The sequence below is a fragment of the Streptomyces sp. NPDC054757 genome (assembly GCF_053612185.1).
The window spans coordinates 20,380-46,367 of sequence record NZ_JBSHBW010000020.1; the positions used below are offsets into that span (position 1 = coordinate 20,380).

The 25,988-nt window shown below is 71.9% G+C and carries 23 protein-coding genes and 1 pseudogene; 14 read left to right on the top strand and 10 right to left on the bottom strand.

What is annotated here, in order from left to right; genetic code table 11:
- Nucleotides 1-114: 114 nt before the first annotated feature.
- Complete coding sequence (locus ACWGKJ_RS22670; protein ID WP_385017891.1) at nt 115-651, top strand: ATP-binding protein; 537 nt, start codon at nt 115-117, stop codon at nt 649-651.
- Between the two features lie 253 nt (nt 652-904).
- Here the strand turns inward: ACWGKJ_RS22670 and ACWGKJ_RS22675 are convergent, their stop codons facing one another.
- Nucleotides 905-1,831 (bottom strand): cyclase family protein, encoded by a 927-nt coding sequence (locus ACWGKJ_RS22675; RefSeq protein WP_385017893.1) that lies wholly within the window; start codon nt 1,829-1,831, stop codon nt 905-907.
- Nucleotides 1,832-1,915: 84 nt separating this feature from the next.
- On the opposite strand from ACWGKJ_RS22675, the gene ACWGKJ_RS22680 reads away from it, so the two are divergent.
- From ACWGKJ_RS22680 to ACWGKJ_RS22690, 3 genes are all read left to right on the top strand, one after another.
- Nucleotides 1,916-2,830 carry an SDR family oxidoreductase gene (locus ACWGKJ_RS22680; RefSeq protein WP_385017895.1) on the top strand — a complete coding sequence of 305 codons (915 nt, stop codon included), beginning with the start codon at nt 1,916-1,918 and terminating at the stop codon, nt 2,828-2,830.
- A gap of 158 nt (nt 2,831-2,988) precedes the next feature.
- On the top strand, nt 2,989-4,173 hold the full coding sequence (locus ACWGKJ_RS22685) for an acyl-CoA dehydrogenase family protein (protein WP_453315801.1): 1,185 nt from the start codon (nt 2,989-2,991) through the stop codon (nt 4,171-4,173).
- On the top strand, nt 4,170-5,219 hold the full coding sequence (locus ACWGKJ_RS22690) for a Zn-dependent alcohol dehydrogenase (RefSeq protein ID WP_385017899.1): 1,050 nt from the start codon (nt 4,170-4,172) through the stop codon (nt 5,217-5,219). Before ACWGKJ_RS22685 ends, ACWGKJ_RS22690 begins: the two co-directional genes overlap by 4 nt.
- A 154-nt stretch (nt 5,220-5,373) precedes the next feature.
- Here the strand turns inward: ACWGKJ_RS22690 and ACWGKJ_RS22695 are convergent, their stop codons facing one another.
- Nucleotides 5,374-6,840 (bottom strand): MFS transporter, encoded by a 1,467-nt coding sequence (locus ACWGKJ_RS22695; protein WP_385017901.1) that lies wholly within the window; start codon nt 6,838-6,840, stop codon nt 5,374-5,376.
- A gap of 295 nt (nt 6,841-7,135) precedes the next feature.
- On the opposite strand from ACWGKJ_RS22695, the gene ACWGKJ_RS22700 reads away from it, so the two are divergent.
- Nucleotides 7,136-8,740: an alkaline phosphatase D family protein gene (locus ACWGKJ_RS22700; protein ID WP_385017903.1), complete on the top strand. Its 1,605-nt coding sequence runs from the start codon at nt 7,136-7,138 to the stop codon at nt 8,738-8,740.
- 69 nt (nt 8,741-8,809) lie between these two features.
- Here the strand turns inward: ACWGKJ_RS22700 and ACWGKJ_RS22705 are convergent, their stop codons facing one another.
- The gene (locus ACWGKJ_RS22705) at nt 8,810-9,802 is read right to left on the bottom strand and encodes a GlxA family transcriptional regulator (RefSeq protein ID WP_385017905.1); all 993 of its coding nucleotides are present in this window, start codon (nt 9,800-9,802) and stop codon (nt 8,810-8,812) included.
- A gap of 103 nt (nt 9,803-9,905) precedes the next feature.
- On the opposite strand from ACWGKJ_RS22705, the gene ACWGKJ_RS22710 reads away from it, so the two are divergent.
- Nucleotides 9,906-11,252, top strand: a complete 1,347-nt coding sequence (locus ACWGKJ_RS22710; protein ID WP_385017907.1) for an MFS transporter — start codon at nt 9,906-9,908, stop codon at nt 11,250-11,252.
- Between the two features lie 82 nt (nt 11,253-11,334).
- On the opposite strand, the gene ACWGKJ_RS22715 is transcribed toward ACWGKJ_RS22710, so the two are convergent.
- Complete coding sequence (locus tag ACWGKJ_RS22715) at nt 11,335-12,300, bottom strand: NAD(P)-dependent alcohol dehydrogenase (protein WP_385017909.1); 966 nt, start codon at nt 12,298-12,300, stop codon at nt 11,335-11,337.
- 101 nt (nt 12,301-12,401) lie between these two features.
- On the opposite strand from ACWGKJ_RS22715, the gene ACWGKJ_RS22720 reads away from it, so the two are divergent.
- Complete coding sequence (locus ACWGKJ_RS22720; RefSeq protein ID WP_385017911.1) at nt 12,402-13,082, top strand: TetR/AcrR family transcriptional regulator; 681 nt, start codon at nt 12,402-12,404, stop codon at nt 13,080-13,082.
- A 219-nt stretch (nt 13,083-13,301) separates the two neighbouring features.
- Nucleotides 13,302-14,645 carry an MFS transporter gene (locus ACWGKJ_RS22725; RefSeq protein ID WP_385017913.1) on the top strand — a complete coding sequence of 448 codons (1,344 nt, stop codon included), beginning with the start codon at nt 13,302-13,304 and terminating at the stop codon, nt 14,643-14,645.
- A gap of 95 nt (nt 14,646-14,740) precedes the next feature.
- Here the strand turns inward: ACWGKJ_RS22725 and ACWGKJ_RS22730 are convergent, their stop codons facing one another.
- Nucleotides 14,741-15,331: a flavin reductase family protein gene (locus ACWGKJ_RS22730; protein ID WP_385018121.1), complete on the bottom strand. Its 591-nt coding sequence runs from the start codon at nt 15,329-15,331 to the stop codon at nt 14,741-14,743.
- Between the two features lie 175 nt (nt 15,332-15,506).
- On the opposite strand from ACWGKJ_RS22730, the pseudogene ACWGKJ_RS22735 reads away from it, so the two are divergent.
- Nucleotides 15,507-15,677 (top strand): annotated as a pseudogene (locus ACWGKJ_RS22735) (GntR family transcriptional regulator); the annotation flags it as partial.
- 96 nt (nt 15,678-15,773) lie between these two features.
- Here the strand turns inward: ACWGKJ_RS22735 and ACWGKJ_RS22740 are convergent.
- Complete coding sequence (locus ACWGKJ_RS22740) at nt 15,774-16,079, bottom strand: pentapeptide repeat-containing protein (RefSeq protein ID WP_385018123.1); 306 nt, start codon at nt 16,077-16,079, stop codon at nt 15,774-15,776.
- Here ACWGKJ_RS22740 and ACWGKJ_RS22745 point away from each other — a divergent pair.
- The 4 genes from ACWGKJ_RS22745 (at nt 16,013) to ACWGKJ_RS22760 (ending at nt 19,098) form a co-directional block, all read left to right on the top strand.
- Complete coding sequence (locus ACWGKJ_RS22745; RefSeq protein ID WP_385017915.1) at nt 16,013-16,954, top strand: ATP-binding cassette domain-containing protein; 942 nt, start codon at nt 16,013-16,015, stop codon at nt 16,952-16,954. The two genes, ACWGKJ_RS22740 and ACWGKJ_RS22745, sit on opposite strands and share 67 nt — an antisense overlap.
- Nucleotides 16,951-17,904, top strand: a complete 954-nt coding sequence (locus ACWGKJ_RS22750; protein ID WP_385017917.1) for a transporter — start codon at nt 16,951-16,953, stop codon at nt 17,902-17,904. Before ACWGKJ_RS22745 ends, ACWGKJ_RS22750 begins: the two co-directional genes overlap by 4 nt.
- A 142-nt stretch (nt 17,905-18,046) precedes the next feature.
- Nucleotides 18,047-18,592 carry a SigE family RNA polymerase sigma factor gene (locus ACWGKJ_RS22755; protein ID WP_385018125.1) on the top strand — a complete coding sequence of 182 codons (546 nt, stop codon included), beginning with the start codon at nt 18,047-18,049 and terminating at the stop codon, nt 18,590-18,592.
- Nucleotides 18,589-19,098 carry a hypothetical protein gene (locus tag ACWGKJ_RS22760; protein WP_385017919.1) on the top strand — a complete coding sequence of 170 codons (510 nt, stop codon included), beginning with the start codon at nt 18,589-18,591 and terminating at the stop codon, nt 19,096-19,098. Before ACWGKJ_RS22755 ends, ACWGKJ_RS22760 begins: the two co-directional genes overlap by 4 nt.
- Nucleotides 19,099-19,345: 247 nt before the next feature.
- Here ACWGKJ_RS22760 and ACWGKJ_RS22765 read toward each other — a convergent pair whose 3' ends face one another.
- The 4 genes from ACWGKJ_RS22765 to ACWGKJ_RS22780 form a co-directional block, all read right to left on the bottom strand.
- The gene (locus tag ACWGKJ_RS22765; protein ID WP_385017921.1) at nt 19,346-20,200 is read right to left on the bottom strand and encodes an enoyl-CoA hydratase/isomerase family protein; all 855 of its coding nucleotides are present in this window, start codon (nt 20,198-20,200) and stop codon (nt 19,346-19,348) included.
- A 186-nt stretch (nt 20,201-20,386) separates the two neighbouring features.
- A complete protein-coding gene (locus ACWGKJ_RS22770; protein ID WP_385017923.1) occupies nt 20,387-22,612 on the bottom strand; it encodes an acetate--CoA ligase family protein in 2,226 nt (741 codons plus the stop codon).
- 277 nt (nt 22,613-22,889) lie between these two features.
- A complete protein-coding gene (locus ACWGKJ_RS22775) occupies nt 22,890-24,299 on the bottom strand; it encodes an MFS transporter (RefSeq protein WP_385017925.1) in 1,410 nt (469 codons plus the stop codon).
- 122 nt (nt 24,300-24,421) lie between these two features.
- On the bottom strand, nt 24,422-25,084 hold the full coding sequence (locus ACWGKJ_RS22780; RefSeq protein WP_385017927.1) for an O-methyltransferase: 663 nt from the start codon (nt 25,082-25,084) through the stop codon (nt 24,422-24,424).
- Nucleotides 25,085-25,164: 80 nt separating this feature from the next.
- Between ACWGKJ_RS22780 and ACWGKJ_RS22785 the strand changes: the two genes are divergently transcribed.
- On the top strand, nt 25,165-25,899 hold the full coding sequence (locus ACWGKJ_RS22785) for a TetR/AcrR family transcriptional regulator (RefSeq protein ID WP_385017929.1): 735 nt from the start codon (nt 25,165-25,167) through the stop codon (nt 25,897-25,899).
- Nucleotides 25,900-25,988: the final 89 nt, after the last annotated feature.

The window sequence follows — 25,988 nt, forward strand, 5'->3', positions numbered from 1 at the left end:
TGCTGTCTCTTAAGGGAATCACGGTCCGTGATCCCTGAGAGGCGCTAGGCGATGTTCCCCCGGTGCTTGAACAGCTCTGAGGGATACCCCCGGCCGGTTCGGATGGTGTGAGCGGTGCAGGTGCTTCAGGTACAGCTGGAGGTCGGACCCGATCCCGCGGAGGTGGGGCGGGCCCGTAGGTGGGCACGGTCCAGACTCGTGGGGTGCGGGATAAGGGCCGACGAGCCACTGGCCGAGACGCTGATTCTGCTGATCTCGGAACTGGTGACCAACGCCGTGGTGCACACGGGGTGTCCGGCGGTGCTGCGCATGCTGTTCGGGCCGCCCGACGACGACGCCGGGACGGTCCGGGTCGAGGTGGCCGACATCAGCGCCTGCCCGCCCCGGCCCCGGCACGCGGAGGGCGAGGACACCAACGGCCGCGGTCTCGAACTGGTCGACGGGCTGGCCGACCGCTGGGGCTGGCAGCCCGAGGGGCGCGGCAAGTCGATCTGGTGCGAGGTCGACCGGGGCGGATGCGAGGTCGCACCGGGGGCGTGCGAGGTGGACAGGGGCGTGTGCGACGGCGTGGGAAGTGCGCCGGAGCGCAGGGAGGTTATCCGCGACACCACGGCATTCGACCCCTCTCGCGCCGTCACATATCGGGTGTAACTCGCATAGCCCTGCCCTGGTGTTGACGCGGAGTGGCGGTCTGATCACGCTTGCAGAAGCGGTCCGCCCGTGGGGGGAGACCGGGATGCCGGGGGGTGTGGGGGCCCGGATTCCGGTACGAGGACCGCGTCCGGCGCCGGCCTCTCCCGGGCAGGGGGAGGCGGCGCCCACGCCGTTCCGGGTGGCGGCTGCCGTGACGCCGCCACCCGGAACTCCGGCCCCGGTGTGGCCGTGGAGGACCTCGCCGTACCGCTCAGAGAATCGCCACCGGGGCGACCGGTGCCCCCGTACCGCCGGTGAAGGGCTCGGGTGTCGCGGAGAGCAGGAAGCTGTACTGGTCCGCTTCTGCACAGGCTGTGGACAACTTTTCAAGATTCCAGTTCTGCCCCTGCGGCATCCCCATCTCGACCAGATGCAGGGCGTGTACGGGCAGCCAGAGGTCCTCGCTCTCGGGCGGGAAGATCTCGAAGGTGACGGTGTCGTTGGCGACCGCCGCCACATCTCTGGCGTGGAACCACTCCGGGGTGCGGATCGAAAGCCCGGGTGACGGATAGGTGTAGCCGTTCCGGTCGCCGCTCAGATACAGCCGGATCTGCCCGGTCCTCACGAGCACGATGTCTCCGGCGCGCACCTCGGTCCCCGCCAGTTCCTGGGCCGCCTCCAGATCCTCCGGCGTCACCGCACGGCCGCCCGCCAGCCGGTCCTCGCCCCTGGCGCGCGCCACATCGAGCAGCACCCCGCGTGAGACGAGGTGGCGGACGGTGCCGATCCCGCTGAACTCGGCGCCGCCGTGCGCCGTGACCGTCTCCGCCGGGCGGCCGTTGTAGAGCTTCCCGGAGTGCGAGGCGTGGGTGAGCGCGTCCCAGTGGGTGCCCGTCTGCAGGCTCATGGTCACGATGTCGTCGCTGGTGGCCACCGTGCCTGGCCCGAACAGCTCCTGGTTGATCTGGACCATCGCGTGCAGCGGGTTGACCCGCCCCGGGATCATCCCGGTCTGTACGCCGTCCTGTTCCAGGGCGATCGCCAGCGGGATGCGGCGGCCACTGCGCACCCCGGCCGCGGCCTCCCGTACGACCTCGTCGGTGATCAGGTTGAGGGTGCCGATCTCGTCGTCGGCGCCCCAACGGCCCCAGTTGTTCACGCGTGTGGCGATGTCGTGGAAAGCGGCCGGCAGGGACATCGGGCCTCCGGGGGTCTTGTGCTCGGCTGTCTGACTACCCGTAAAATCTAACGGTCCGTCAGAAACCGCGGGAAGGGGCCGGGCATGGGGAACTTCTTGGCAGGCAAAGTCATCGCCGTGACAGGGGCCGGGCGCGGCATCGGCAGGGCGGTCGCCCTCGCCGCCGCGGCCGAGGGCGCCCGGGTCGTCGTCAACGACTACGGGGTGCCCATCGAAGGCGGTGCACCCGAGAGCGAGGTCGCCGCGTCCGTCGTCAAGGAGATCGTGGCGGCGGGCGGCCAGGCGGTCGCGGTCGCCGACGACATCTCGACGATGGCGGGCGGGCAGCGGATCGTCGATGTGGCACTCGCGCAGTACGGGCGGATCGACGGTGTCGTCTGCGTCGCCGGGATCCTCCGCGAGCGGATGCTCTTCAACATGTCCGAGGAGGAGTGGGACCCGGTGGTCGCCACGCACCTCAAAGGCACCTTCACCGTCTTCCGGGCGGCGTCGGCCGTGATGCGCAAACAGGGCAGCGGCACCCTGATCGGCTTCACCAGCGGCAACCACCAGGGCAGCGTCGCGCAGGCCAACTACAGCGCGGCCAAGGGCGGCATCATCTCGCTGGTGCGCAGCGCCGCGCTCGGCCTCAACAAGTACGGCGTGACGGCCAACGCGGTGGCCCCGGTGGCCAGGACCCGGATGTCCGCCAACGTCCCCATGGAGCTGAAGGAGATCGGCGAACCGGAGGACGTGGCCGCACTCGTCACCTATCTCCTCTCGGACCGCGCCCGCGACGAGAAGATCACCGGCCAGGTGTACACCATCGCGGGCCCCAAGATCGCGGTCTGGGCCCAGCCGAGGGAGCTGCGCGCCGGCTACGCGGAGGGCGCGGCGTGGACACCCGAGCGGATCGCCGACTTCCTGCCGGGGACGGTGGGGGTGGACCCGATGCCGATGCTGGCGCAGTTGGAGGCGATGGCGCGGGCGGCGGCGGCCAAGGAGCGGCCCAATGGATGAGGACGGGACGGCGGCCGGTGGCGGCGGCGCCGGGAAGGTCACCGTAGGGTACGGCGCCCCCGGGGGCGGGGCGGTCGGTGACGGCGCTCTCGGGGGCGGCCCGGATCGGGGCCCGGCGCTCGTACGGGTGAGAGGCGGCCACACGAAGGGGGCCCGGTATGGACTTCTCACCCGGGCCTGACGACGCCGCGTTCCGGGCCGGGGCGCGGACCTGGCTGGCGGACCGTCTCACCGGTGCGTTCGCCGCCGCCGGAGCCACCGGCGGACCCGGCAGCGAGCACGAGGGTACGGAGCTGCGCCGTTCCTGGGAGCGGGAGTTGGGCAGCGGAGGCTGGATCGGCATCGGCTGGCAGGGCGACTTCGGCAACCGCCGGGCCACTCTCACCCAGCAGGTCGTCTGGGCCGAGGAGTACGCGGCGGCCCGCGCCCCCGGCCGGGTCGGCCACATCGGCGAGAACCTGCTCGCGCCCACCCTGATCGCCTTCGGCGACGAGGAGCAGCAGTCCCGCTTCCTGCCGCCGATCGCCCGCGGCGAAGCGCTCTGGTGCCAGGGGTACAGCGAGCCCGGGGCCGGCTCCGACCTGGCGGCGGTGCGTACCGCTGCCGTACGCGACAACGACGGGGGACACCGCGTCACCGGCCAGAAGATCTGGACCTCGCTGGCCCGGGAGGCCGACTGGTGCTTCGTACTGGCCCGTACGGAACCGGGCTCGCGCGGCCACCACGGGCTCTCCTTCCTGCTGGTCCCGATGGACCAGCCGGGCCGGATCGACGTACGGCCGATCCGGCAGATGTCGGGCACCAGCGAGTTCAACGAGGTCTTCTTCGACGGCGCGCGGGCCGACTGCGTGGTCGGCGGCGAGGGCAACGGCTGGCAGGTCGCCATGGGCCTGCTCGCCCTGGAGCGCGGGGTCTCGACCCTGGTCCAGCAGATCGGCTTCGCCCGCGAACTCACCGAGGTCGTCGAAGCGGCGCTCGCTTCGGGCGCCACCGCCGACCCGGTGCTGCGCGACCGGCTGGTACGCCAGTGGGCCGAGCTGCGCACCATGCGGTGGAACGCGCTGCGCACCCTGGGGCGTACGGACGACGCGGGCGCCCCGAGCGTCGCCAAACTGCTCTGGGGCGGCTGGCACCAGCGGCTCGGGGAGCTCGCGGTGCAGGTGCGGGGTGCGGGCGGGGCCGTCGGGCCTTCCGCCTGGGCGCCGAGCAGCCCGTACGAACTCGACGCACAGCAGCGGCAGTTCCTCTTCAGCCGGGCCGACACGATCTATGGCGGCTCCGACGAGATCCAGCGCACCATCATCGCCGAGCGGGTGCTCGGCCTACCGAGGGAGCCGAGATGAGGGGTGTCGTCTTCGACGGCAAGCAGGCCCAGGTGGTCGACGACCTGGAGATACGTGATCCGGGGCCCGGCGAGGTCCTGGTGGACGTCGCGGCGGCCGGGCTCTGCCACAGCGATCTGTCGGTGATCGACGGGACGATCCCGTTTCCGGCGCCGGTGGTGCTCGGCCATGAGGGTGCGGGGGTGGTCGAGGCGGTCGGGCCGGGTGTGAAGCATGTGGCGCCCGGTGACCATGTGGCGCTTTCCACGCTCGCCAACTGCGGGGCGTGCGCCGACTGCGACCGCGGCCGGCCGACGATGTGCCGCAAGGCGATCGGCAGGCCGGGGCGGCCGTTCTCGCGGGGCGGCGAACCGCTCTACCAGTTCGCGTCCAACTCGGCCTTCGCGGAACGCACCGTCGTCAAGGCGGTCCAGGCGGTGAAGATCCCCGCGGACATCCCGCTCACCTCGGCGGCGCTGATCGGGTGCGGGGTGCTCACGGGGGTCGGGGCGGTACTGAACCGGGCCAGGGTCGACCGCGGTGAATCGGTGGTCGTCATCGGTACCGGCGGTATCGGCCTCAATGTCCTTCAGGGCGCCCGGATCGCGGGCGCCGAGGTGATCGTGGCGGTGGACGCGAACCCGGCGAAGGAGGCGGTGGCCCGGCAGTTCGGGGCGACCCACTTCCTCACATCGGCGGACGGCGTACGGGACATCCTGCCGAAGGGCGCCGACCACGCCTTCGAGTGTGTCGGCCGGGTGGAGCTGATCCGCCAGGCCGTCGACCTCCTCGACCGCCACGGTCAGGCGATCCTGCTGGGCACCCCGCCCGCGATGGCGGAGGCGTCGTTCCTGGTGTCGTCCCTGTTCCTGGACAAGTCCATCCTCGGCTGCCGGTACGGGGCTTCACGCCCGCAGCGGGACATCCCGCTGTACGCGGGGCTGTACGCCCGGGGGGAGCTGCTCCTCGACGAGTTGGTGACCCGGACGTATCCGGTGGAGGACTTCGCGGGGGCGGTGGCCGATGCGGAAGGGGGGCGGGTGGCGCGGGGGGTGCTGACGTTCTGAGCGGTGCGGCACCGTCCCACGGGGCTCCGGCCCCGGACCCCGCTCCTCAAGTGCCGGATGGGCTTCGTGTTAAGCCCCTCCTGGGGGCACCTCCCAGCGGTAGCTGGGGGAGCTTGAGGAGCGGGGGTGCGGGGGCGGAGCCCCCGGAAAACGGTCAGCTGTCCCCGGAGGGCGCCCGCAGCCTCCGTACCTGGGGCGACAGCAGCGCCCCGCACGTCGCGAGCACCGTGAGCCCCGCGCACCCGGCAAGCGCAGCCCGGGGCCCGACGACCGCCGCGATCGGGCCTGCCACCAGCAGGCCCAGCGGCGCCAGGGCGAGGGAGCCGAACCAGTCGTAGGAGCTGACCCGGGACAGCACCTCACCGGGGATCTCCCGCTGCATGGTGGTCTCCCACAGCGCGCCGAACACATCGCTGGCCAGGCCCGAGCAGAACATCGCCAGGCAGATCACCCAGACCGGCGCGTGCGCGGCGAGCAGGGCCATCGGTACCGCGATCACGAAGACCGCGAGGACCGCGACGAGGACCGGGCGACGCACCCGTAGCCGTACGGCGAACGACGCCCCCGCGACCGTTCCCACCGCCTGCGAGGCCACGATGGCGGACCAGGGACCCGCCCCGCCGAGGTGTTCCTTCGACTCCAGCGGTCCGAGCACCCCGGCGGTCGCGGAGATCGCGGCCACCATGACGGCTGCCTGGCAGACCACGACCCACAGCCACTGCCGGGAGGCGAACTCCCGCCAGCCGTCGCGGAGATCGGCCCAGCCGGAGGACTTGGCCCGTACGGCCGTCGTCAGCCGCAGCCCCCGGATCAGCCCGGCGCTCACCACGAAGGACGCCGCGTTCAGGGCGAGCGCCCAGCCCGCGCCGAAGGTGGCGACGGTCACGCCGGACAGGGCGAGCCCGAGCACCGTCGAGCCGTTCATGCCGACCCGCAGCCAGGCGTTGGCCTGCTGGAGCTGCGCGGAGGGGACGATCTGCGGGACGACACCGGACATCGCCGGGGCGAACAGCGCACTGGCCGTGCCCGCCAGGGCGGCCAGCAGGCACATCGCGGTCAGCGGGGCGTGCCCGGTGAGCACCATCGCGGCGAGTGCGCCATACGCGGCGGCGCCCAGCCAGTCCGAGATCATCATCAGCCGGGACCGGGACATCCGGTCCGCGATCACCCCGCCGATCAGGATGAGGACCAGCTGCGGCAGCGCCTGGCAGGCGAGCACCAGCGAAAGCCGCCCGGGGGTGGCCCCCGGCAGCGAGAGCACCGCGAACGCCAGCGCCACCCGGGCGAAGGCGTTGCCGAGGACCGAGATGGTCCGCGCGGACGCGAGCAGCATGAACCGCCGGTCACGCCGGAGCGCGGCCGTCCCGCCACCGGCCGCAGCGGCATCACGGTCCGTACCGTCCGTACCGTCCGCGCCGGCCGAACCGTCCGTACAGTCCGCTCCGGCCGAACCGTCCGCAGGGACCGGGGCCGGCCCCGGAACCGGGACCTGGACCGGCACGGGAACCGGTCCCACAGCCGAGTCGACCACCGCACCGGCAGCCGGGTCGACCACCGCACCGGCAGCCGGTTCCGGGGCCGGGTCAGCAGTGGTTTCGGAAACGTCAGGGGGGAGAGCCATGGGCGGACACCTTACGAGAGCGGGGCGGCCGGGTCGCCCCGCGCGGGTGCCCATTCGGGCCACATTCCCTCCCGTACGGAGCAGTCGTGATCCGGCCGGAATTCAGCACGCCGTCACCGCTCGGACACCGTACAGGCCAGGCGCCCCAAGGGATTTCGCGCGATCCGATGCCGAACGGCCGACGCTTCCGGGAACTGTCATGCGCACGATGCGTGGCGTTCAGCCCCCCGGCCACCTCGCCCTGTGAATCTCAACCGCGACAAGAGACCCCACAGGAGCCAGGGAGTCAATCCGTATGTCCGCAGACGACGCAGCACGCTCCGCTCTCACCGGCCGCCGCAGGTTCCTCGCGGGATCGGCCGCCGCGCTCGGCGCCGCCGCGGCCGCGCAGCTTCCGTTCTCCGGCAGCGCGTCCGCCGCGGCGCCCGTGTCCGCCCCCTTCACCGGATCAGCCGCGGCCCCGAAACTTCCTGACGGATTGTTCAGACTCGGGGTCGGCTCGGGCGATCCGCTGCCGGACGCGGTCGTGCTGTGGACCAGGCTCGCGCCCGACCCGCTGGTGAACGGCGGTGGCATGCCGGACACCCCCGTCACCGTCGAGTGGCAGGTCGCCGACGACGCGAAGTTCACCAGGATCGTCCGCAGCGGCACCGAGCAGGCCGTGCCCGCGCTGGCCCACAGCGTGCACGCCGACGCCAAGGGGCTCCGGCCCGGCCGCCAGTACTGGTACCGCTTCCGCTGCGATGGCCAGATCTCGACGGTCGGCCGGACCCACACCGCGCCGTCGCCGCTCGCGGCCGGCGGCAGCCTCCGTATCGCACTCGCCTCCTGCCAGAACTGGCAGCACGGCTACTTCACCCCGTATGCCGACATGCGCGCACAAGACCCTGACCTGGTCCTCTTCGTGGGCGACTACATCTACGAGTCCGCCCCGGCCGCCAATTCCGTACGGGTGCACACCGGCAAGGGCGAGCCGTACACGCTGGACGAGTACCGCAACCGCTACGCCCAGTACCGCACCGACCCCGACCTCCAGGCCATGCAGGCGTACGCGCCCTGGGTGGTGACCTTCGACGACCACGAGGTCGACAACGACTTCGCGGGCGAGGTTCCGCAGGACCCGGCGAAGCAGTCGCACGACGCGTTCGTCGCCCGGCTCACCGCCGCGTACCAGGCGTACTACGAGCACATGCCGGTCCGGGCCACGGCGGTGCCGCACGGTCCGCACATCCAGATGTACCGGCGCTTCGACTACGGCCGGCTCATCCGGCTGAACGTCCTGGACACCCGGCAGTTCCGCACCGACCAGGCCGCGACCCAGGCGGGCGCCGAGGAGCCGTCCCGCACGATGCTGGGCGCGGCGCAGAAGGACTGGCTGCTGCGCGGGCTGACCCGCTCGCCCGCCCGCTGGAACGTCATCGCCTCCCAGATCATGATGGCCGAGACCGATCTGCTCCCGGGCAAGGGCAAGCTCTGGTACTACGACGCATGGGACGGCTACCAGGTCGAACGGAACGCGCTGATGCGGCAGTTCCAGTCGGTGCGCAATCCGCTGGTGCTCTCGGGCGACCGTCATCTGACCATGATCAGCGACTTGAAGAAGGACTTCGCCGACCCGAAGTCAGCCGTGGTCGGGGCGGAGTTCGTGGGGACGTCGATCTCCAGCAACGGGGACCAGGACCAGGCCGTGTTCCACCAGCAGTGGGACCCGCTGAAGGCGGACAACCCGCACTGGAAGGTCATCGACGCCCACCGCGGCTACCACCTCTTCGACATCGGGGAGTCGTCGGTGGACGCCCAGGTCCGGGTGGTGGACACCGTACTCAGCAAGAAGGCCAAGGCCAGCACGCTCGCCCGCCTCCAGGTGCGGTCGGGACGGCCGGGTGTGCAGGTGGTGTGAGCCGGCGGCGGCGCGGGCGCGTTCTCCCCACGGGCCCGCACCCGGACCGTCTCCCGGGGACCCGGACCGTCACGCGGGGGTCCGGGTCCGGAACGTACGGCGGTAGACGGTCGGCGGTACCCCCAGCGCGGCCTGGACGTGCTGCCGCATGGACTGGGCCGTGCCGAAGCCCGCGTCCCTGGCCACCTGGTCGACCGACAGGTCCGAGGACTCCAGGAGGTGGCGGGCGCGTTCGACCCGCTGCCGGATGAGCCACTGGCCGGGGCTGAGGCCCGCCTCCTCACGGAACCGGCGGGTGAAGGTCCGTACGGACATCGACTCCTGCGCGGCCATGTCCCGCAGCTGTATCGGTTCGTGCAGCCGGGCGAGGGCCCAGGCGCGGGCGGCGGTCGTCGTCGCCGAGCGGTCGTCGGGCAGCGGGCGTTCGATGTACTGGGCCTGGCCGCCGTCCCGGTGCGGCGGGACGACGGTCCGGCGGGCCACGTCGTTCGCCACCGCCGTTCCGTGGTCGCGGCGCACGATGTGGAGGCAGAGGTCGATGCCCGCCGCCACGCCCGCCGATGTCAGGACGTCGCCGTCGTCGATGAACAGCACGCCCGGGTCGACCAGGACCGTGGGGAACAGCCGCTGGAAGTGCGCGGCGGACGACCAGTGCGTGGTGGCGGGGCGGCCGTCCAGATATCCGGCGGCGGCCAGCACATAGCCTCCGGTGCAGATGGAGACCAGCCGGGTGGCGGGTCTGACGCGGTCGAAGGCGGCGGCCAGTTCCGCCGTCAGCCTGCCCTCCTCGTACACCGGGCCCAGTTCGTACGAGGCGGGGACCACGACCGTGTCGGCGGTGGCCAGTTCCTCCGGGCCGTACTCGGCGAGTATCGAGAAGTCGGCGTCCGTACGGACCGGGCCCGGGGGGCGTACCGAGCAGGTCACCACCTCGTACAGCGGGCGGCCCGCCGTGTCGCGGGGGCGGCTGAAGATGCGGTGCGGGATGCCGAGTTCGAAGGGGAGCACTCCGTCCAGGGCGAGTACGACGACGCGGTGCGGGCGCGGGTTCGGACGGGGCACGGGTTCCTCCCTGGGGCAGAACGGGTGACAGTGACCGGGCGGGGCGGTGGCCGATGAGACGGGTCTGGTGGTCCAGACCTGTCCTTGATATGCATCGGACACTGTGACTGACAAGCACCCGGCCGACCAGGTCATTCCCCGCACGTCCCACCCCGCCGCCGATGCCACCGCCCACGCGGCCCCCGCCGCCGATGCCACCGCCCACGCGGCCCCCGCCGCTCCGAGGAGCCCCTTCGGGCCGCCGAGCGAGCCGCTCACCCTCTGGAACCGTAACTTCCGCTTCTTCTTCACCGCCCGTACCGTGGCCCGCTTCGGCGACGGCATGGTCCCGGTCGCCCTCGCCGCCGGCCTGCTCGACACCGGCCACGGGGCCTCCTCCGTCAGCTTCGCGCTGGGCGCCTGGATGGTCTGCTTCGCGGGCTTCGTCATCGTGGGCGGGGTGCTGGCCGACCGGTTCACACCGCGCCGGATGATGGTGCTCGCCGACGCGATGCGGCTGGTGGCGACGACTGTGCTCGCGGTCGTCTTCGTGGCGGGCGCGCCGCCGCTCTGGCTGGTGTACGGGCTGAGCGCGGTCAACGGTCTGGGCGCCGCGCTCTTCCAGCCGGGCGTCGCGAGCATGCTGCCCAAGGTGGTGCCCGACGTGCAGCGGGGCAACGCGCTGCTACGGGTCGCCGAGTCGCTGACGACGATGGCGGGCCCGGCGGCGGCCGGTGCGCTGGCCGGAGTGGGCGGCCCCGGCACGGTCTTCGGGGTCAACGCCGCGACCTTCGCGGTCAGCGGCTGCTCCCTCTTCCTCATCCGGATGGCGCCGATGGCCCGCACCCACGGGGAGACGCTCGTCGCCGAGATCGTCGGCGGCTGGCGGGAGTTCAGGGCGCGCAACTGGCTCTGGGGCGTGATCGCGGTGTGGACCGTGTACGGGGTGACGGTGCTCGGGCCGCTCACCCCGCTGGAGGCGGTCGTGGTCACCGAGCGGCACAGCTCGGCGGTGTACGGCCTGATGATGACGGTCAACGGCGCGGGCAACGCGGTCGGCGGCCTGATCGCCATGCGCGCCCGCCCGCGCCGCCCGCTCTTCGCGGGCACCTTCGCACTGTTCGGGGTCATCGCCAATCTGCTGGTGCTGGCGTACGACGTACCGCTCGCCCTGCTGTCGGCGGGCTTCTTCGTCGGCGGGGTGGCGTTCGCGTTCTGGCTCGTCATGTGGTCGACGACGGTCCAGACCCATGTACCGCCCGAGGCGCTCAACCGGCTGCACGCATACGACGTGGCCGGTTCGCTGATCATGCTCGCGGTGGGGCGGGCGCTGGCCGGTCCGGTCGCCGAGGCGGCCGGGATGAAGCGGGTCCTGGTGACCGGGATGGTGATCAACGTGCTGGTGTGCGGGGTGCTCTTCGCGGTACCGGCGATCAGGGGGCTGCGGCGCAAGGCGGAGCTGGGGCTCTAGTTGTTCTGTCCGGGGAGGTGGTGAACGCGTCTGGCGTACAACGGGGATCCGGTACATGCACGGTCACTGGCACTGAGTGGTCCTACGCGACCCTGACCACGTACTTGCCCTGGACGCCGCCCGCCTCCAGCGCCTGGTGTGCCGCTGCTGTCTCCTCCAGGGGGAAGACCGTGTCCACCGCAGGGCTCAGCTTGCCCTCGACCACATGGCGGGCGAGGTCGTCGAAGTCCGCCCGCGTGGGGTTGCCGCTGAAGAAGCGCACCCGGCCGCTTCCGTGGACCGTGCTGGCCGCGAGGTAGCCGAGCGACGCAGCGGGCCGTTTCAGGTCGAAGGCGATGGTGACCATGCGCCCGCCGGGATTCAGCAGGCGCCGGAAGGCCCGCAGATCGGTCCCCGCGGTGTCCACGACCACGTCGAAGCGGCCCAACTCCGCCGGCCGCACGGTCCGGTGGTCGACGGCCTTGTGCGCGCCGAGCCCGCGGACGAAGTCGAGGTTGGCTGCGCGGGCCAGGGCCGTGACCTCTGCGCCGTACGCCCGTCCGAGCTGGACGGCAGCGTTGCCGACACCGCCCGCCGCGCCCCGGACGAGGAGTCGTTCGCCGGGGCGCAGCCCGGCTTTGTCCCGCAGCGCGGTGATGGCCGTGGTGGCCACCGGCAGTGCGGCGGCGTCCACCAGGTCAAGGCCGTCGGGGAGCCGGCCGACCCGCTCGGTGGGTACGGTCACGTACTCGGCGGCGCTGCCGAACCCGGAGGCGCGGCCCAAGACCCCCCATACGCGGTCGCCGGCCGCGAACCGTGTGACTCCGGCCCCCAGTGCGGCGACCTCGCCTGTGAAGTCCAAGCCGACGCGCTTGGGGAATTTCCGGCCGCTCAGGAGGCGGAGGCGGCCGGCACGGGCTGCCAGTTCGCCGCCGTTGACGCTGAACGCGCGCACCTTCACAAGGACCCTCCCGGGGGCCGGCTCAGGGCGTGGCACGCGGCCCGTGTAGAGCACACCGGGGTCGCCGTAGCGGTCGTAGAGCACTGCCTTCATCATCCGGTCGTTCATCGTTCTGCCTTTGCCGCCGGGGGCCGTACAGGGATCTGGCATCGACCGTAAGCTCTTAAGTGGACGCAATCGTCCGCTTGGACCGGAAGCGAGAGACAGTGATGGCGGAATCCTCTCGGATCACAGCCCGGGACGGGGTGCGGGCGGACGCCCGGCGCAACCGGGAGCGGGTCCTCGTCGCCGCCCGTGCGGTCTTTGCGGAGCACGGGATCGACGCCCCGATGGCGACCGTGGCCCGACGGGCCGGGGTCGGCGTGGCGACGCTGTACCGGCATTTCCCGACCCGGGACGCCCTGGTGAGAGGCGCGTTCGCGCAGCAGATGGAGACCTGCGCGCGTGCGCTCACCGAGGCTCTGGCCGCCCCTGACCCGTGGCAGGGCTTCCAGCAGCTGGTCGAGACCGTCTGCGCTCTGCAACGGGAGGAACGCGGGTTCCCGGCCGCGTTCGTCGCGGCCTTCCCGGAAAGCACGTCGGAACACGCGCAGTACCGGCAACGAGCCGAGCGGGACTTCACGACTCTGGTACGCAGGGCCCAGGCTTCGGGCGCGCTGCGGGCCGATTTCCACCCTTCTGACCTCGCCGTGGTCCTGTTGGCACACTGCGGCCTGGTGACCGCTCTACCGGATGATGGTGCAGCGTCCCGGCGCCTGGTGGCCTATCTGCTCCAGTCGTTCCGCACCGACCCGGCCAGCAGACCGCTGCCCCCGCCGACTGCGCTGACACTGCGCAGCTTCCCGATGGCAACTGACGGCCCCCAGGGACAGCGGTCCCCCAGAGCCTGACATGGAACGGTGCCTGCCGCAGGGCACGTCCAGTCATCCAGCGGTATCGCAAGGACCAGGGCTCGCCCACCGGCGAGGCGTTGACTCATGCCGCCAGTCGCGCCCTCAGCCTCACAGGACAACGCACGTAGCGGTGGTCCAGGTGGGTGGCCCGATCATATCGAAGGCTGTCCCTCCGGCCACTCGTACGGCCCTGGCGTGTGCCCTGATGCTGGCGGTGTGTCCCAGACATCGGAACCCCTCGTCCCGCAGACTGCGCCCCTCGTACAGCCCGCGCAGCCACCCCACGGCCCGGGCCGGCCCCGGCTGCACCGGGCCTGGTTGGTGGCCGCCGTCACCTTTGTGACGATCGTCGGCGCCGCGGCCTTCGCCTCGCTGCCGGGGCTCCTGATCGACCCGCTGCACGACGAGTTCCACTGGTCGCGCGGCACCATCGGCTTCGCGGTCTCGGTGAACCTCGCGCTGTACGGCCTGACGGCGCCCTTCGCGGCGTCGCTGATGGACCGCTTCGGGATCCGCCGCGTGGTGGCCGTCGCGCTCACCGTCATCTCGGTGGGCTCGGTGCTCACGGTGTGGATGACCGCCGCCTGGCAACTGGTCCTCTACTGGGGTGTGCTGGTCGGCGCCGGCAGCGGCTCGATGGCGCTGGCCTTCGCCGCGACGGTGACCAACCGCTGGTTCGTCGCCCGGCGGGGCCTGGTCACCGGCGTCCTCACCGCGGCGAGCGCCTCGGGGCAACTGGTCTTCCTGCCGGTTCTCTCCTGGCTGGTCGTGCACCACGGCTGGCGCCCGGCCGCGGTGACGGTGGCGCTCGCGGCGCTGGCGGTCGTACCGCTGGTCTGGCTGCTGCTGCGCGACCATCCGTCGGACGTGGGCCGGTCGGCCTACGGGGCAACGGAGTTCGTACCGAAGCCGCCCCCGCGCACGGGCGCGGCCCGGCGGACGGTCGGGGTACTCGTCGCGGCGGCCAGGACCGGTCCGTTCTGGCTGCTCGCCGGGACCTTCGCGATCTGCGGGGCGTCCACCAACGGCCTGGTGAAGACCCACTTCGTCCCGGCGGAGCACGACCACGGCATGCCGGTCACGGCCGCCGCCTCACTGCTCGCGGTGATCGGTGTCTTCGACGTCGTGGGCACGGTCGCGTCCGGCTGGTTCACCGACCGCTTCGAGCCTCGCAGGCTGCTTGCGGTCTACTACGCGCTGCGTGGCATCTCGCTGCTCCTCCTGCCGATGCTGCTCGCGCCCTCCGTCCACCCGCCGATGCTCCTCTTCATCGTCTTCTACGGCCTGGACTGGGTCGCCACGGTCCCGCCGACGATCGCCCTCTGCCGCGAGCACTACGGCGAGGACAGCGCGATCGTCTTCGGCTGGGTGCTCGCATCCCACCAGGTGGGCGCGGCGCTGGTCGCCTATCTGGGCGGTGTGGTGCGGGACGTCTTCGGCTCGTACGACGTGATCTGGTACGCGTCGGGCGGGATGTGCGCGGTGGCGGCTCTGATGGCCCTGGTCCTCAGGTCCCGCGCGGCGGGCCCGGTGCGTACGACGGCGGGTGCGGTGGGCTGAGTCCGCCCGCGGGGTACGCACGGGGTACGCACGGGTACGGATTCCCGAGCCCCGGCCGGCGACCGCTCAGGCCGCGTGCCCCGGCCGGTGACCGCTCAGGCGGTGAAACGGCCGAACTTCCCCTGGTGGAACAGCAGCGGTTCGCCTTCCGCCGTACCGCCGAGGGACCGCACCCGCCCCACCACGATCAGGTGGTCGCCGCCGGTGTGCACGGCGTGGATGCGGCAGTCGATCCACGCCGGTACGCCGGTGAGCAGCGGCGCACCGGTCGCGGGGGCCGGTTCGTGGGCCACCCCGGCGAACTTGTCGGCGCCGCTCACCGCGAAGGCACGGCACAGGGCGCCCTGGCCCGCGCCGAGGATGTTGACGCAGAAGGACCCGGCGCGGGCGATGCGCGGCCAGGTCGTCGACGTACGGGCGACCATGAACGCGATCAGCGGCGGGTCCAGCGAGAGCGAGGCGAACGACTGGCAGGCGAAGCCGGCCGGGCCCTCGTCGTCCTGTGCGGTGATGACGGTGACACCGCTGGCGAAGTGGCCCAGTACGCGGCGGAATTCACCGGGGTCGACCGGCAGCCGTTCGTCGTCGGCCACCGCCCGCAGGTCCGGGCGCGGGAGCGGGTCGACGGGCCCGGTGGCCGTCGGGGCGCCCACCGACCTGAGGTATCGGACGGCGGCGACCGCCATCCCTGCGTGTCCCATCATCCCCTCAGTGAACCTGACGGGCTGTCAGATGTGAAGGGCCGTGCGGCCGTCGCCCTGCTGGGCTGCGGCCCGGCCGCCGTTCCGGGGGGTGGTCGGCGGGTGAACGGGACCCCATGCCATCATCCTTTCACTAACACGTTAGTGAAAGGAGGTGGAGATGGTCGCATTCCGGATCGACCGGCACAGCGGGATCGCCACATACCTGCAACTCGTCCACCAGGTGAAGTCCGCGCTGCGCCTCGGCGCACTGGAACCGGGTGACCGGCTGCCGACGACCCGCCAGGTGGTGGCCGACACCGCCATCAACCCCAACACCGTGCTGCGGGCCTACCGCGAGCTGGAACGCGAAGGGCTCGTCGAGCCGCGCCCCGGAAAGGGGACGTTCGTCCTCCGCTCGCTCTCCACTCCGGGCGCCGCTCCCGGCTCACCGCTGCGTACCGAACTCGCGGAGTGGCTGGCGCGGGCGCGGGCGGAGGGTCTCGAACGGGAGGACGTGACGGCCCTGGTGGCCGACGCCCTGGACGAGAGCCACCCACGCCCCGCAGACCCGCATTCCACGGACCCGCATTCCACGGACCCGCATTCCACGGAGCCTCGCTCCACGGAGCCTCGCTCCACGGAGCCTCGCTCCACGGAGCCAACAGAACCACCGGAGGTAGAAAAGTGAGTGTTCCGACCCTGCCGACAGCGGTACGGGCCGAGCGGCTCGGGCACGCGTACCGCGGCACATGGGCGTTGCGCGACTGCGACTTCGAGATACCGGCGGGCCGGATCGCGGCCCTCGTCGGCCCGAACGGGGCCGGCAAGAGCACCCTGCTGCACCTCGCCGCAGGTCTGCTCCGCCCGGCGGCCGGCAGCGTCCGCGTCTTCGGCGGCGCCCCCGGCAGCCAGGAGGCCCTGGACCGTACGTCCTTCCTCGCCCAGGACAAACCGCTCTACCCCGGCTTCACCGTCGCCGACACCCTCCGCTTCGGGCGCGAGCTCAACCGCCGGTGGAACGACAAGGCCGCCGAGGCCGTCGTCCGCGCCGGCGGCATCCCGCTCACCACCAGGGTGGGGTCCCTCTCGCAGGGCCAGCGCACCCGGGTCGCCCTGGCGGTTGCCCTCGGCAAGGAGCCCGAACTGCTGCTGCTCGACGAGCCGTTGGCGGACCTCGATCCACTCGTACGCCATGAGGTCATGGGTCTGCTCATGACCGAGGTCGTCGACCGCGGGGTCACGATCCTGCTCTCCTCGCATGTGCTCTCCGAGCTGGAGGAGGTCTGCGACTACGTGCTGCTGCTCCAGAACGGCGGCGTACGGCTGACCGGTGATGCCTACGATCTCCGCGACGGCCACACCCTGGTCACCGGCCGCGCCGACCCCGGGGCACCCGACGGGCTGCCGGCCGGGCTCGACCGCGCCACCGTGGTGGAGTGCACGCTCGCGGGCCGGCAGGTGAGCGCCCTTCTGCGGGGGCCGGCGCGCGGACTCTCCGGCGGTCGCTGGGAGGTGGAACACCCCTCCCTGGAAGAGGTGTTGCTCGCCCACCTCCGTACCCCGGCCCCGTCGGCCGCCCCCGCACCGGCTCCGTCGCCGCGGGCCCGGCGGGAGGTGACGGCGTGAGGGGGACACTCTGGCTGGCCTGGCGCCAGCAGCGTACGCAGCTGGCCGTCGGCGCCGCCCTGCTGGTGGCCTGTGCGGTCTGGGTCGTGTTCCGGCACTCCGACGCGGTGTCGTTCATCGACGCGCGGCACCTCACCCTCTGCAAGGGCTGGAACGGCGACTGCAGCGCCGACGCCGCACAGCTGGTCCTGGAGAACACCGGACCGCTGCGCGTGCTCGGCGCGGCCGGCGCGGTGCTGCCGGTGCTCATCGGTCTCTTCTGGGGCGCGCCGCTGATCGGCCGCGAACTGGAGAGCGGCACCTTCCGCCTGGCGCTCACCCAGGGGATCTCGCCGGTCCGCTGGTTCGCCTCCCGGTTCGCCTTCGCCGCGGTCTGCACGGTGCTGGTCTCAGCCGCGCTGGCCGGGCTCTTCGCCTGGTGGTGGGCGCCTGTGTCGAACGCGCTGGACGGCCTCTACTGGTCCGACAGCCTGGTCTTCGACGCCACCGGCCCGGCCGCGGTGGCCGCCGCCCTCTTCGGCCTCGCGGCGGGAACGGCCGCCGGGCTCGTGCTGCGGCGGATGGTGCCGGCGATGGGGGTCGCGCTGGTCGTCATCGGGGGCGTACGGGTCGTACTGAACACCTTCCGCTTCCACACCGGCCTGGTCACCCCGGTCACCCGGTCGAGCCCCGGAATGACACCGAAGGCTCTCATCGGCAGCGCCCGTTCGGCAGGGGACTGGGGGTACATCACCCCGTCCGGCGGGCACGAGCCGATCGGCAACTGCGAACTCTCGGGCGCCGAACTCAAGCGGTGCATGGCCGCACACAGCTACACCGGCCGCTACTACAAGGTCTACCCGAGCTCCGATTTCTGGACGTTCCAGTGGATCGAGACGGCTGCCCTGCTGGTGCTGGCGGCGGCATGCGTCGCGCTCACCGTGAGCCTGCTGCGCAGGCGCCGCCTCTGAAGCGTGCCGTCCCCTCACCAGGCGCCCGCGGTGTGACGCAGGTCTCACGGAGTGCGTGCAGCAGACGGGGCCGCTTTCCCGTCGAGGAGGGGTGACAGGAAGGGATGGGGATGTGGATCTGGCAACCGAGCACGATGTCCGTATCGGAATCAGCAGGCCCGGCCCGGCGGAGTCGCCGTACGACTTCCACGGCTTTGTCGTCTCCCGGTCGGCCGTACTGTTCCGTGGGGCCCTCGTCCTGACGGGGAACCGGGAGGCCGCGGAGGACCTGGTCCAGGAGACCCTGGAGCGGGCCTGCCGTAAGTGGCGCACCATCGCCGCCAAGGACGCCCCGGAGGCGTATGTGCGGCGGATCATGGTGAACCTGGCCAACGACCGGTGGCGGAGGTTCCGCCGCACGGTCCCGCAGCAGGACGGCGGCGACCGTGCCGCCCCCGGGGACCAGTACGGGCAGGTGGACACGAGGGACCAGCTGGTCCGGGCCCTCCAGGGTCTGCCGATGCGCATGCGGACGGTCGTGGTGCTGCGGTACCTGCATGATCTGTCGGACGAGGAGATAGCGGCCGACCTGAAGATCTCGCCAAGTACCGTGCGTTCGCAGCTCGTTCGCGGCCTCGACAAGCTCAGAGGCCAGTTCCCCGCACTCGCCGGCCCTTCACCGCAGCAGCCCATGGAAGGTGTCCGATGAGTTCAGACGATTCGTGGCCTTCCGGCTGTGCGTCCTTCGAGCAGGAACTGGTGAATGCCATGAACGACTTCGTGAACACGGCCAAGGCGCCGCACTTCGACACGGCCGTCATCGAGCGAGGGGCCCGCCGCAAGCGGGTCACCGCCATCGCCGGTGTCGCCACCGCTCTGGTCGTGGCCTGCGGCGCGGGCACCGCCCTGGCCGCCACCACCGGCGGCAGCGGTGCGCACTCCTCGGTACAGACCGCCGCCGACAGCCACGCCGCCGACAGCACCACCTTCCTCGTCCGCACCAGCGACGGAAAGGTCGCCAAGGAGCGGCTGGGCGGGGCGAGTTCGTCGAGGGCCAGGGTGGGGCTCGTCCACTTCGGCCTCACGCCCAAGTTCACCCGGGTCAAGAAGGCCGACTGCCCGAAGTCGCAGGACGTGGTGGTGTCGCTCTCGCCGCACGCCCCGACAGTTCTTCAGGCGGGTGACACGGTCCTCGTGACCACCTGCTACCGCTGACCCCGGCACAACAACGGGCCTGACCTTGACCGGTCCTGGTCGATCCTGATCGGTCCTGGTCGACCGGACAGCGACAGTACAGAGTCAGGCAGTACAGAGTCAGGCGGTACAGAGTCAGGCGGTACAGAGTCAGGCGGTACAGCGGCAGGCGGTACAGAGTCAGGCAGCACAGAGGGTGGTGGCCTCGTCGGAACCGGGGCCACCACCCCCTGCATTCCACCACGCGCGCCGGGCCGCGGGGCCGGTCCTACCGCCCCCGGTACCGCGGTGTCCTGCGTTCCACGAAGGCCGCGACGCCCTCCTGCGCGTCCGCCGTCGTCATATTGATCTCCTGGGCGGCGGCCTCGGCCGCGAAGGCGGTGGTGCGGTCCGATTCCAGTGCGGCGTTGACCAGTTGCTTGGTGAGGGCCAGGGCGCGGGTGGGGCCCTGGGCCAGGCGGGCGGCCCACTCATGGGCCGTCTTCCGCAGCTCCTCGTCCGGGACCACGCGGTTGACCAGTCCGATGCGCTCGGCGTCCACCGCCTGCACCGCGTCACCGAAGAACATCAGCTCCTTGGCGCGGTGCGGGCCGATCAGGCGCGGGAGCAGATAGGCGCCGCCCCCGTCCGGGACGAGGCCGCGGCGCGCGAACACCTCGATGAACCGGGCCGATTCGGCGGCCAGTACGAGGTCACAGGCGAGCGCGAGCTGTACGCCCAGACCGGCCGCGGTGCCGTTGACCGCGGCGATCACCGGTTTCTCGCAGTCGAGTACGGCCGCGATCAGCCGCTGCGCGCCGAGCCGGATCGTACGGGCCACGTCGCCGGTGACCCGCTCGGCCGGGGCCTTCGGGCCGCCGCCCCGCAGATCGGCGCCTGCGCAGAAACCCCGGCCGGTGGCGGTGAGGACGACCGCACGGATATCGGGGTCGGCGGACGCGGCGCCCAGCAGCCCGATGACCCGCTCGCGCTGGTCCCAGGTGAGGGCGTTCATCGCGGCCGGGCGGTTGAGGGTGAGGGTGGAGACGTGGTCGGTGACGGTGTGGAGGACGGCTTCTTCCTCGAGGGAATTGTGGGAATCCAGGGAATCCAGAGAATCCGGGGAATCAGAGGAATCGGACATGCGGGTTGCCTTTCGGGCTCGGGGCTCGGCGCTCGGGGTGGTGCGGGCGGGTGGGTGCCAGCCCCTCCGGCAGGTGAGGAGCGGGGGCCGGGGGCTGAGCCCCGCGCAAGGTCAGGGGCGGAGCCCCGTGCGAGGTCAGGGGCCGGAGCCCCGGGCAAGGTCAGGCCGCGCCCTCGGCCGGGAGGCTCACCGGCACACCGCCAGCGCATCCAGCGCCACCGCCCCCTGCCCCCGCCCCAGCACCATCAGCGGGTTCACATCCAGCTCCGCCAGCTCGTCGCCCAGCTCCAGTGCCATGCGCTGGATCCGCAGCACCACCTCCACCAGCGCGTCCACATCCGCCGCGGGCGCACCCCGTACGCCGCCCTCCAGCAGGGCGTGGCATCGCAGTTCGGCCAGCATCGCGCGCGCCTGGTCCTCGCCGAAGGGCGGTACGCGTACGGCCGTGTCGTCGAGCAGCTCCACCAGGACCCCGCCGAGTCCCACCGTCACCGTCGGGCCGAACAGGGCGTCCGTGGTGACGCCGACGACCATCTCGACACCGCGCTCCACCATCTGGCAGACCAGGATGCCGTCCAGGTCGACCGCTTCGTACCGGGCGATGTCGGTCAGCTCCCGGTACGCGTCCCGTACCTGGCTCGCCGAGGTCAGGCCCACCTTCACCAGCCCCAGCTCGGTCTTGTGCCCGAGCTGGGCGCCGGACGCCTTCATGACCACCGGGTACCCCACCTGCCCCGCCGCCCGGACCGCCGCAGCCGCACTGGTCACCAGCTGTTCGCGCGGGACACGGATCCCGTACGCCCGCAGCAGCTGCTTCGCCGCGTGCTCGCTCAGCTGCTGGTGCGGGCGCATCAGGGCCTGGGCCTTGCGGAAGGACGGGGACGGGGTCCGGGGGGCCTCGTCGAAGGGGGAGCGGTAGCCGGTGGTGAAGCGGTGGTGGTCCAGATACGCCTTGACCGCCGTGACGCAGTTGCCGAACGTACGGAAGGTCGCCACCCGCGACGAGCCGAGCAGGGTCGTGCGGTACGCCTCCTCGGTGCCCACCGGCGACCCCCACACCACGCACACCAGCTTGTCGGTCGCCTCCGCCGCGTCCACCAGGTCCTGGGCCAGCCGGTCGCTCATCGGCGGGAAGGGGCCGGTGATCGGACAGATCAGCACCCCCACGTCCGGGTCCGCCAGGATCGCGTCGATGATCTTCCGGCCGCGCCAGTCGCCCACCGGGTGGCCGCCGTTGTCGACGGGGTTCGCGACGTTCAGGTACTCCGGTATCCAGGTGTGCAGCTCGGCCTGCTTCTCCGCCGAGAGGACCGGCAGGGCGATCCCGGCCTCCGTCGCCAGATCCGCGAAGTGCGCACCCGTGCCGCCGGAGATCGAGTACACCACCACGCCGTCGGCCCGCGGCTTCCTCGCCCGCGCCAACAGGGCTGACGTGTCCTGGAGTTCGTCCAGGCCGTTCACCCGGATCACCCCGTACTGCCGCATGGCCGCGTCGACCACCTGATCGGCGCCGGTGAGCTTCCCGGTGTGCGAGGCGGCGGACCTGGCCCCCGTCTCCGTACGCCCCACTTTCACGGCCACCACCGGCACCCCGGCCCGCGCCGCACGGTCGGCGGCCAGCAGAAAGGCCCGGCCGTCCTTGAGGCCCTCGACGTAGCAGGCGATGGCGCCGACCTCGGGGCGCTCGGCGAAGTACGAGATGAAGTCGGAGGTCTCCAGATCGGCCTCGTTGCCGGTGGGCGCCCAGTGCGAGAGCCGGATGCCCAGCTCCTGCATGGCGAAGACCGGGCGGCCCTGGTGACCGGACTGGGTGATGAGGGCGACCGCCGGGCCCTCCAGGTCGTCGCGGAACTTCTCGAAGGCGTTGAGGTTCGTGTTGGGGCCGAGCAGCCGCAGCCCCGAGCGCTCGACGGCGGCTGTCAGCCGGGTCTGGGCGTCCGCGCCCCGCTCGCCCGTCTCGGCGAAGCCGGAGGCGAAGGCCACTGCGAACTTCACCTTGGCGTCGGCCAGTTGGGGGATGAGCGGCAGCGGGTCCGCGACCAGGAGTACGGCGAGGTCGACCGGCTCCGGCAGGTCGGCCACGGTGGGGGAGCAGGGCAGGCCGAAGACGGCGGTACGGGTCGGGTGCACCGGGTGGAGTGTTGCGCCGACCCGCTCCGACCAGGCGATCAGCTGGCGGGTGATCCCGGTGTTCGGCCGGCCCTCGGCGTCGGAAGCGCCGACGACGGCCACCGAGCCGGGCCGGAAGAACCGGTCGAGGTCGGGTACGGGCGCGTGCACCGGGCGTCCGCTGACGTCCAGGTCGCCTTCTGCTGCCGCTGTGCCGTGGACGGTGACGGGGGGCTGCTCCCCGCAGGCCACCACCCGTGCATGGAAGTCGGTGGTGAGGGTGCCGTGAGTCGATCCAAGCATCGTGTCCGCCCGCTCCTGCTCGATGGCCAAGCTACCTGACGCTTAGTCAGATTACTGAACTGACGGCCCGTCAGGAACACCGCTGCAAGCAAAGACTCCGGGAGGGGCGGGAGGCGTGGGAGTCGGGGGTGGCGGGCAGCGGGTGCAGTGGGGGTGTGGGCGGCGGGCAGCCGGCGGGGCGAGTCTTCCCCGTACGGCACCGCCCGATACCGCCGCACGGCGCCGACGGCCGGTTCTCGTCCACCCCGCTCCGGCCGGGGACCGCCCCACCCCGGCCTTATCCCGCTTCCGCCGGGGCCCCGCGCCGGTGGCCGCGCAGGGCGTGCAGTCCGGCGGCGCCGGTACCGAGGCACAGGGCGGCGGCGCTGAAGCCCAGCGACGCGTGGACGCCGATCGCGGCGCCCAGGAGCCCGACCGTGAAACCGCTGCCCGCGCGCAGCCCGTTGGCGGACATCCCGTACACGCCCAGGACCCGGCCGCGGTCGGCGGCGGGCGCGATCAGCTGGACGACGGTCTGGCCGATCGACATCGAGGCCAGATTGGCGACGCCACCGGCCAGCAGCAGTCCGAGGGCGAGCGGATAGCTGGTGGTGAGGGCGAAGAAGAGGCTGGTCAGACCGTAGATGGCGGTACTGATGACGGCGGCGGGCACATGGGGTTTCACCCACCCGGTGGCTTCGAGCACGATGCCGCCGATGACCCCGCCCGCGCCGTTGGCGAAGAGCAGCACCCCGTACGCGGTTCCGGCACTGCCCGCGCCGAGGTCATGGGCGAAGATCGGCATCGAGGACTGGAGCGAGGCGCCGACGAAGAAGGAGCCGAGGCCGCCCAGGATGATCATGCTGACCAGGGTGCGGTTGGCGCCGATCTCCCGCAGCACGCGCAGCGACTCCAGCGCCCCCACCCGTGGCCTGCTGTGGTGGTCGCGGGTGTGGCCGGTGAACTTGGTGCGGAAGAGGAAGAGCGTCAGCGGTACGTAGAAGGCGACGTTGGCGAAAATGCCCGCCGTGGGGCCGAGCCCAAGCAGCAGCGCGGAGCCGACCACGGGGCCGAAGAGGACGCCGAGACTGCGGAAGGTGGCGTTCAGCCTTACCGCGCTGGGCAGTTCGGCCGGGCCGACGAAGTCGTGCAGCATCAGCTGCTCGCCGGGGCTCCACAGCGATCCGGCCAGACCGTGCAGGACGAGCAGGACGCACGCCTCCCACATGTGCAGCGAGTCGGTGAGGAAGAGGACGCCCCAGGTGATCGAGACGGCCATGAACAGCCCCTGCGCGGCCTGGATGATGCGGCGGCAGTCGTAACGGTCGGCCAGCGATCCGAACCACATCGAGAGCAGCAGGAACGGCACCCAGTGGCTGATGACCTGGAAGCCGGTCAGGGCGGGGGAGTGGAAGGTCTGCCACAACACCCAGTAGGTGATGACGTGTTCGATGTTGTCGGCCATCATCGCCAGGGCCGCGCCGAACAGATACGGGCGGCAGTCCCGGTTGCGCAGCGCGGCGAATCTCGGGGGCGGGGCGGAGCCGCCGGCCGGTGCGGGGGCGGCCGTACCGGTGGAGGGGCCGGCTGCCGCGGCCACGGGTATGCCGGCGGGGGTGCCGGCGGCCGGGGCCGCGGTCTGCGCCTCGGCGGTCAGGGCCGCGTCCAGCTCGGCCAGATGGGTGGGTACGCCGCAGGCGGCACACATCCTCGGTCTTCTCCTTCTCGTACTCGGCGCTGTTCGGTGCTGTGTTCGGTGCTCGGTGTTCGGTGCTCGGTGTTCGGTGTTCGGTGCTGTGCTCGGTGGTGCTCGGTGGTGCGTGGCGGTGCTCAGAGACGGCAGCTGATCTCCATACCGTCCTCGACCGGGAAGGTCACGCACTGATAGCCGTTGGCCGGTGTGCGTACGTACTCCAGGTACGGAAGCAGACTGCCCAGATTCACGTCGTCGGCCACCACGAGTGTGCCGGGGGCCAGCCGTGGTTCGAGCAGTCGCAGCACCGGCAGGCAGAGATCCTTCCAGCCGTCGAGCAGGACGAAGTCCGCGGGTGCGTCGAGACCGCCGAGGGTCTCCAGGGCGTCTCCCTCCAGCACGGTGATCACATCGTCGAGACCGGTCTCGGCGAACGTGCGGCGGGCCGCGGCGACCTTGTCCTTGCTCAGCTCCGTGGTGATGACGCGCCCGGTGCCGTTGTCCCGTACGGCGGCGGCCAGGTGCAGCGTGGAGATGCCGAAGGACGTGCCGAACTCCACGACGGTGGCCGGACGGACGGCCCGCACCAGGTTGTAGAGCAGCCGGCCGCCCGCCGCTGAGACCGGCATGTAGATCTCCGCCGCGGCGTCGGCGCGCTCCTGCGGTGTGCTCGGTTCGGCGCTCCGGGGGCGCTCGGCCCGCGTACGGGCCTCGGTGGCGTCGTCCTGCTCGGCGTTCGCGAACATCCGGCTGAGCGCGGTCTCGACCCGGGGGTCGGCCAGGGTGTGGGTGAAGGTCATGCCGGTAGAGTAGACGCACCGTTGCGTTCAGTCTAGGGCGGCTGACTATCCTGGGCAGTGGCAGGACAGAGGGAGGCGCCATGGGAGCTGAGGCAGGGACCACCCGGGAAGGGACCGCTCAGGAAGGGCCCGCCCGGGGAGGGGCCGCCCCGGAAGGGACCGCTCAGGAAGGGCCCGCCCGGGGAGGGGCCGCCCCGGAAGGGGCCGGGCAGGCAGGGAGTGCCGGCACACCGGGCCGACGCCACCACGGCAACCGCCACGGGCGCAGTGAGATCGCCCGGCTCGCGGTGCTGGAGGCGGCCGACAACCTGCTCGCCGAGAAGGGGTTCTCGGGCGTCACGATGGAGGGCATGGCGGCGCGGGCCGGTGTCGCCAAACAGACCATCTACCGCTGGTGGAGCACCAAGACCGACGTACTGATGGACGCCTTCCTCCAGGACGTGGCCGAGGAGCCGCTCCCGGTCGACCACGGCGACATCGCGCTCGACCTGCACGACCACCTCGACCGGCTGGGCCGTTTCCTGGGCGACTCGGATCCGGGGGCCGTCTTCCGGGCCCTGACGGCGCAGGCCCAGCACGATCCGGCGTTCGCCAAGGAGTTCCGGTCCCGCTATCTGGACGAGCAGCGCCGCCGCGACCGTGCGCCACTGGAGCGAGCGGTGGGGCGGGGAGAACTGCCCGCGGATCTCGACGTGGCGGCCGAGACCGACCAGATCGTGGGGCCGCTCTACTACCGGGTCCTGGTGACGGGCGAGCCCGTGGGCCCGGACTTCACCAACCGCCTCGTCGAGTCCTTCCTGCGCCGCCTGGGCTGAGGCCGCCGGGGGTCACCGTCCGTACGGCCGGTGGTCGCACCGGAGACGTCACCGATGGCGCCCCAGTACGGGCCACGGCGCTTCGGATC

Coding starts and splice junctions, on each gene's coding strand:
- ACWGKJ_RS22690 (WP_385017899.1), top strand. CDS start 4,170: ATGAGGGGTGTCGTCTTCGACGGCAAGCAGGCCCAGGTGGTCGACGAC.
- ACWGKJ_RS22685 (WP_453315801.1), top strand. CDS start 2,989: ATGGACTTCTCACCCGGGCCTGACGACGCCGCGTTCCGGGCCGGGGCG.
- ACWGKJ_RS22730 (WP_385018121.1), bottom strand. CDS start 15,331: ATGGCGGTCGCCGCCGTCCGATACCTCAGGTCGGTGGGCGCCCCGACG.
- ACWGKJ_RS22700 (WP_385017903.1), top strand. CDS start 7,136: ATGTCCGCAGACGACGCAGCACGCTCCGCTCTCACCGGCCGCCGCAGG.
- ACWGKJ_RS22680 (WP_385017895.1), top strand. CDS start 1,916: ATGGGGAACTTCTTGGCAGGCAAAGTCATCGCCGTGACAGGGGCCGGG.
- ACWGKJ_RS22740 (WP_385018123.1), bottom strand. CDS start 16,079: ATGTGCCGCGGTACGCGTGCCCGAGCCGCTCGGCCCGTACCGCTGTCG.
- ACWGKJ_RS22775 (WP_385017925.1), bottom strand. CDS start 24,299: ATGTGTGCCGCCTGCGGCGTACCCACCCATCTGGCCGAGCTGGACGCG.
- ACWGKJ_RS22765 (WP_385017921.1), bottom strand. CDS start 20,200: ATGTCCGATTCCTCTGATTCCCCGGATTCTCTGGATTCCCTGGATTCC.
- ACWGKJ_RS22770 (WP_385017923.1), bottom strand. CDS start 22,612: ATGCTTGGATCGACTCACGGCACCCTCACCACCGACTTCCATGCACGG.
- ACWGKJ_RS22715 (WP_385017909.1), bottom strand. CDS start 12,300: ATGAACGACCGGATGATGAAGGCAGTGCTCTACGACCGCTACGGCGAC.
- ACWGKJ_RS22695 (WP_385017901.1), bottom strand. CDS start 6,840: ATGGCTCTCCCCCCTGACGTTTCCGAAACCACTGCTGACCCGGCCCCG.
- ACWGKJ_RS22675 (WP_385017893.1), bottom strand. CDS start 1,831: ATGTCCCTGCCGGCCGCTTTCCACGACATCGCCACACGCGTGAACAAC.
- ACWGKJ_RS22720 (WP_385017911.1), top strand. CDS start 12,402: ATGGCGGAATCCTCTCGGATCACAGCCCGGGACGGGGTGCGGGCGGAC.
- ACWGKJ_RS22760 (WP_385017919.1), top strand. CDS start 18,589: ATGAGTTCAGACGATTCGTGGCCTTCCGGCTGTGCGTCCTTCGAGCAG.
- ACWGKJ_RS22785 (WP_385017929.1), top strand. CDS start 25,165: ATGGGAGCTGAGGCAGGGACCACCCGGGAAGGGACCGCTCAGGAAGGG.
- ACWGKJ_RS22780 (WP_385017927.1), bottom strand. CDS start 25,084: ATGACCTTCACCCACACCCTGGCCGACCCCCGGGTCGAGACCGCGCTC.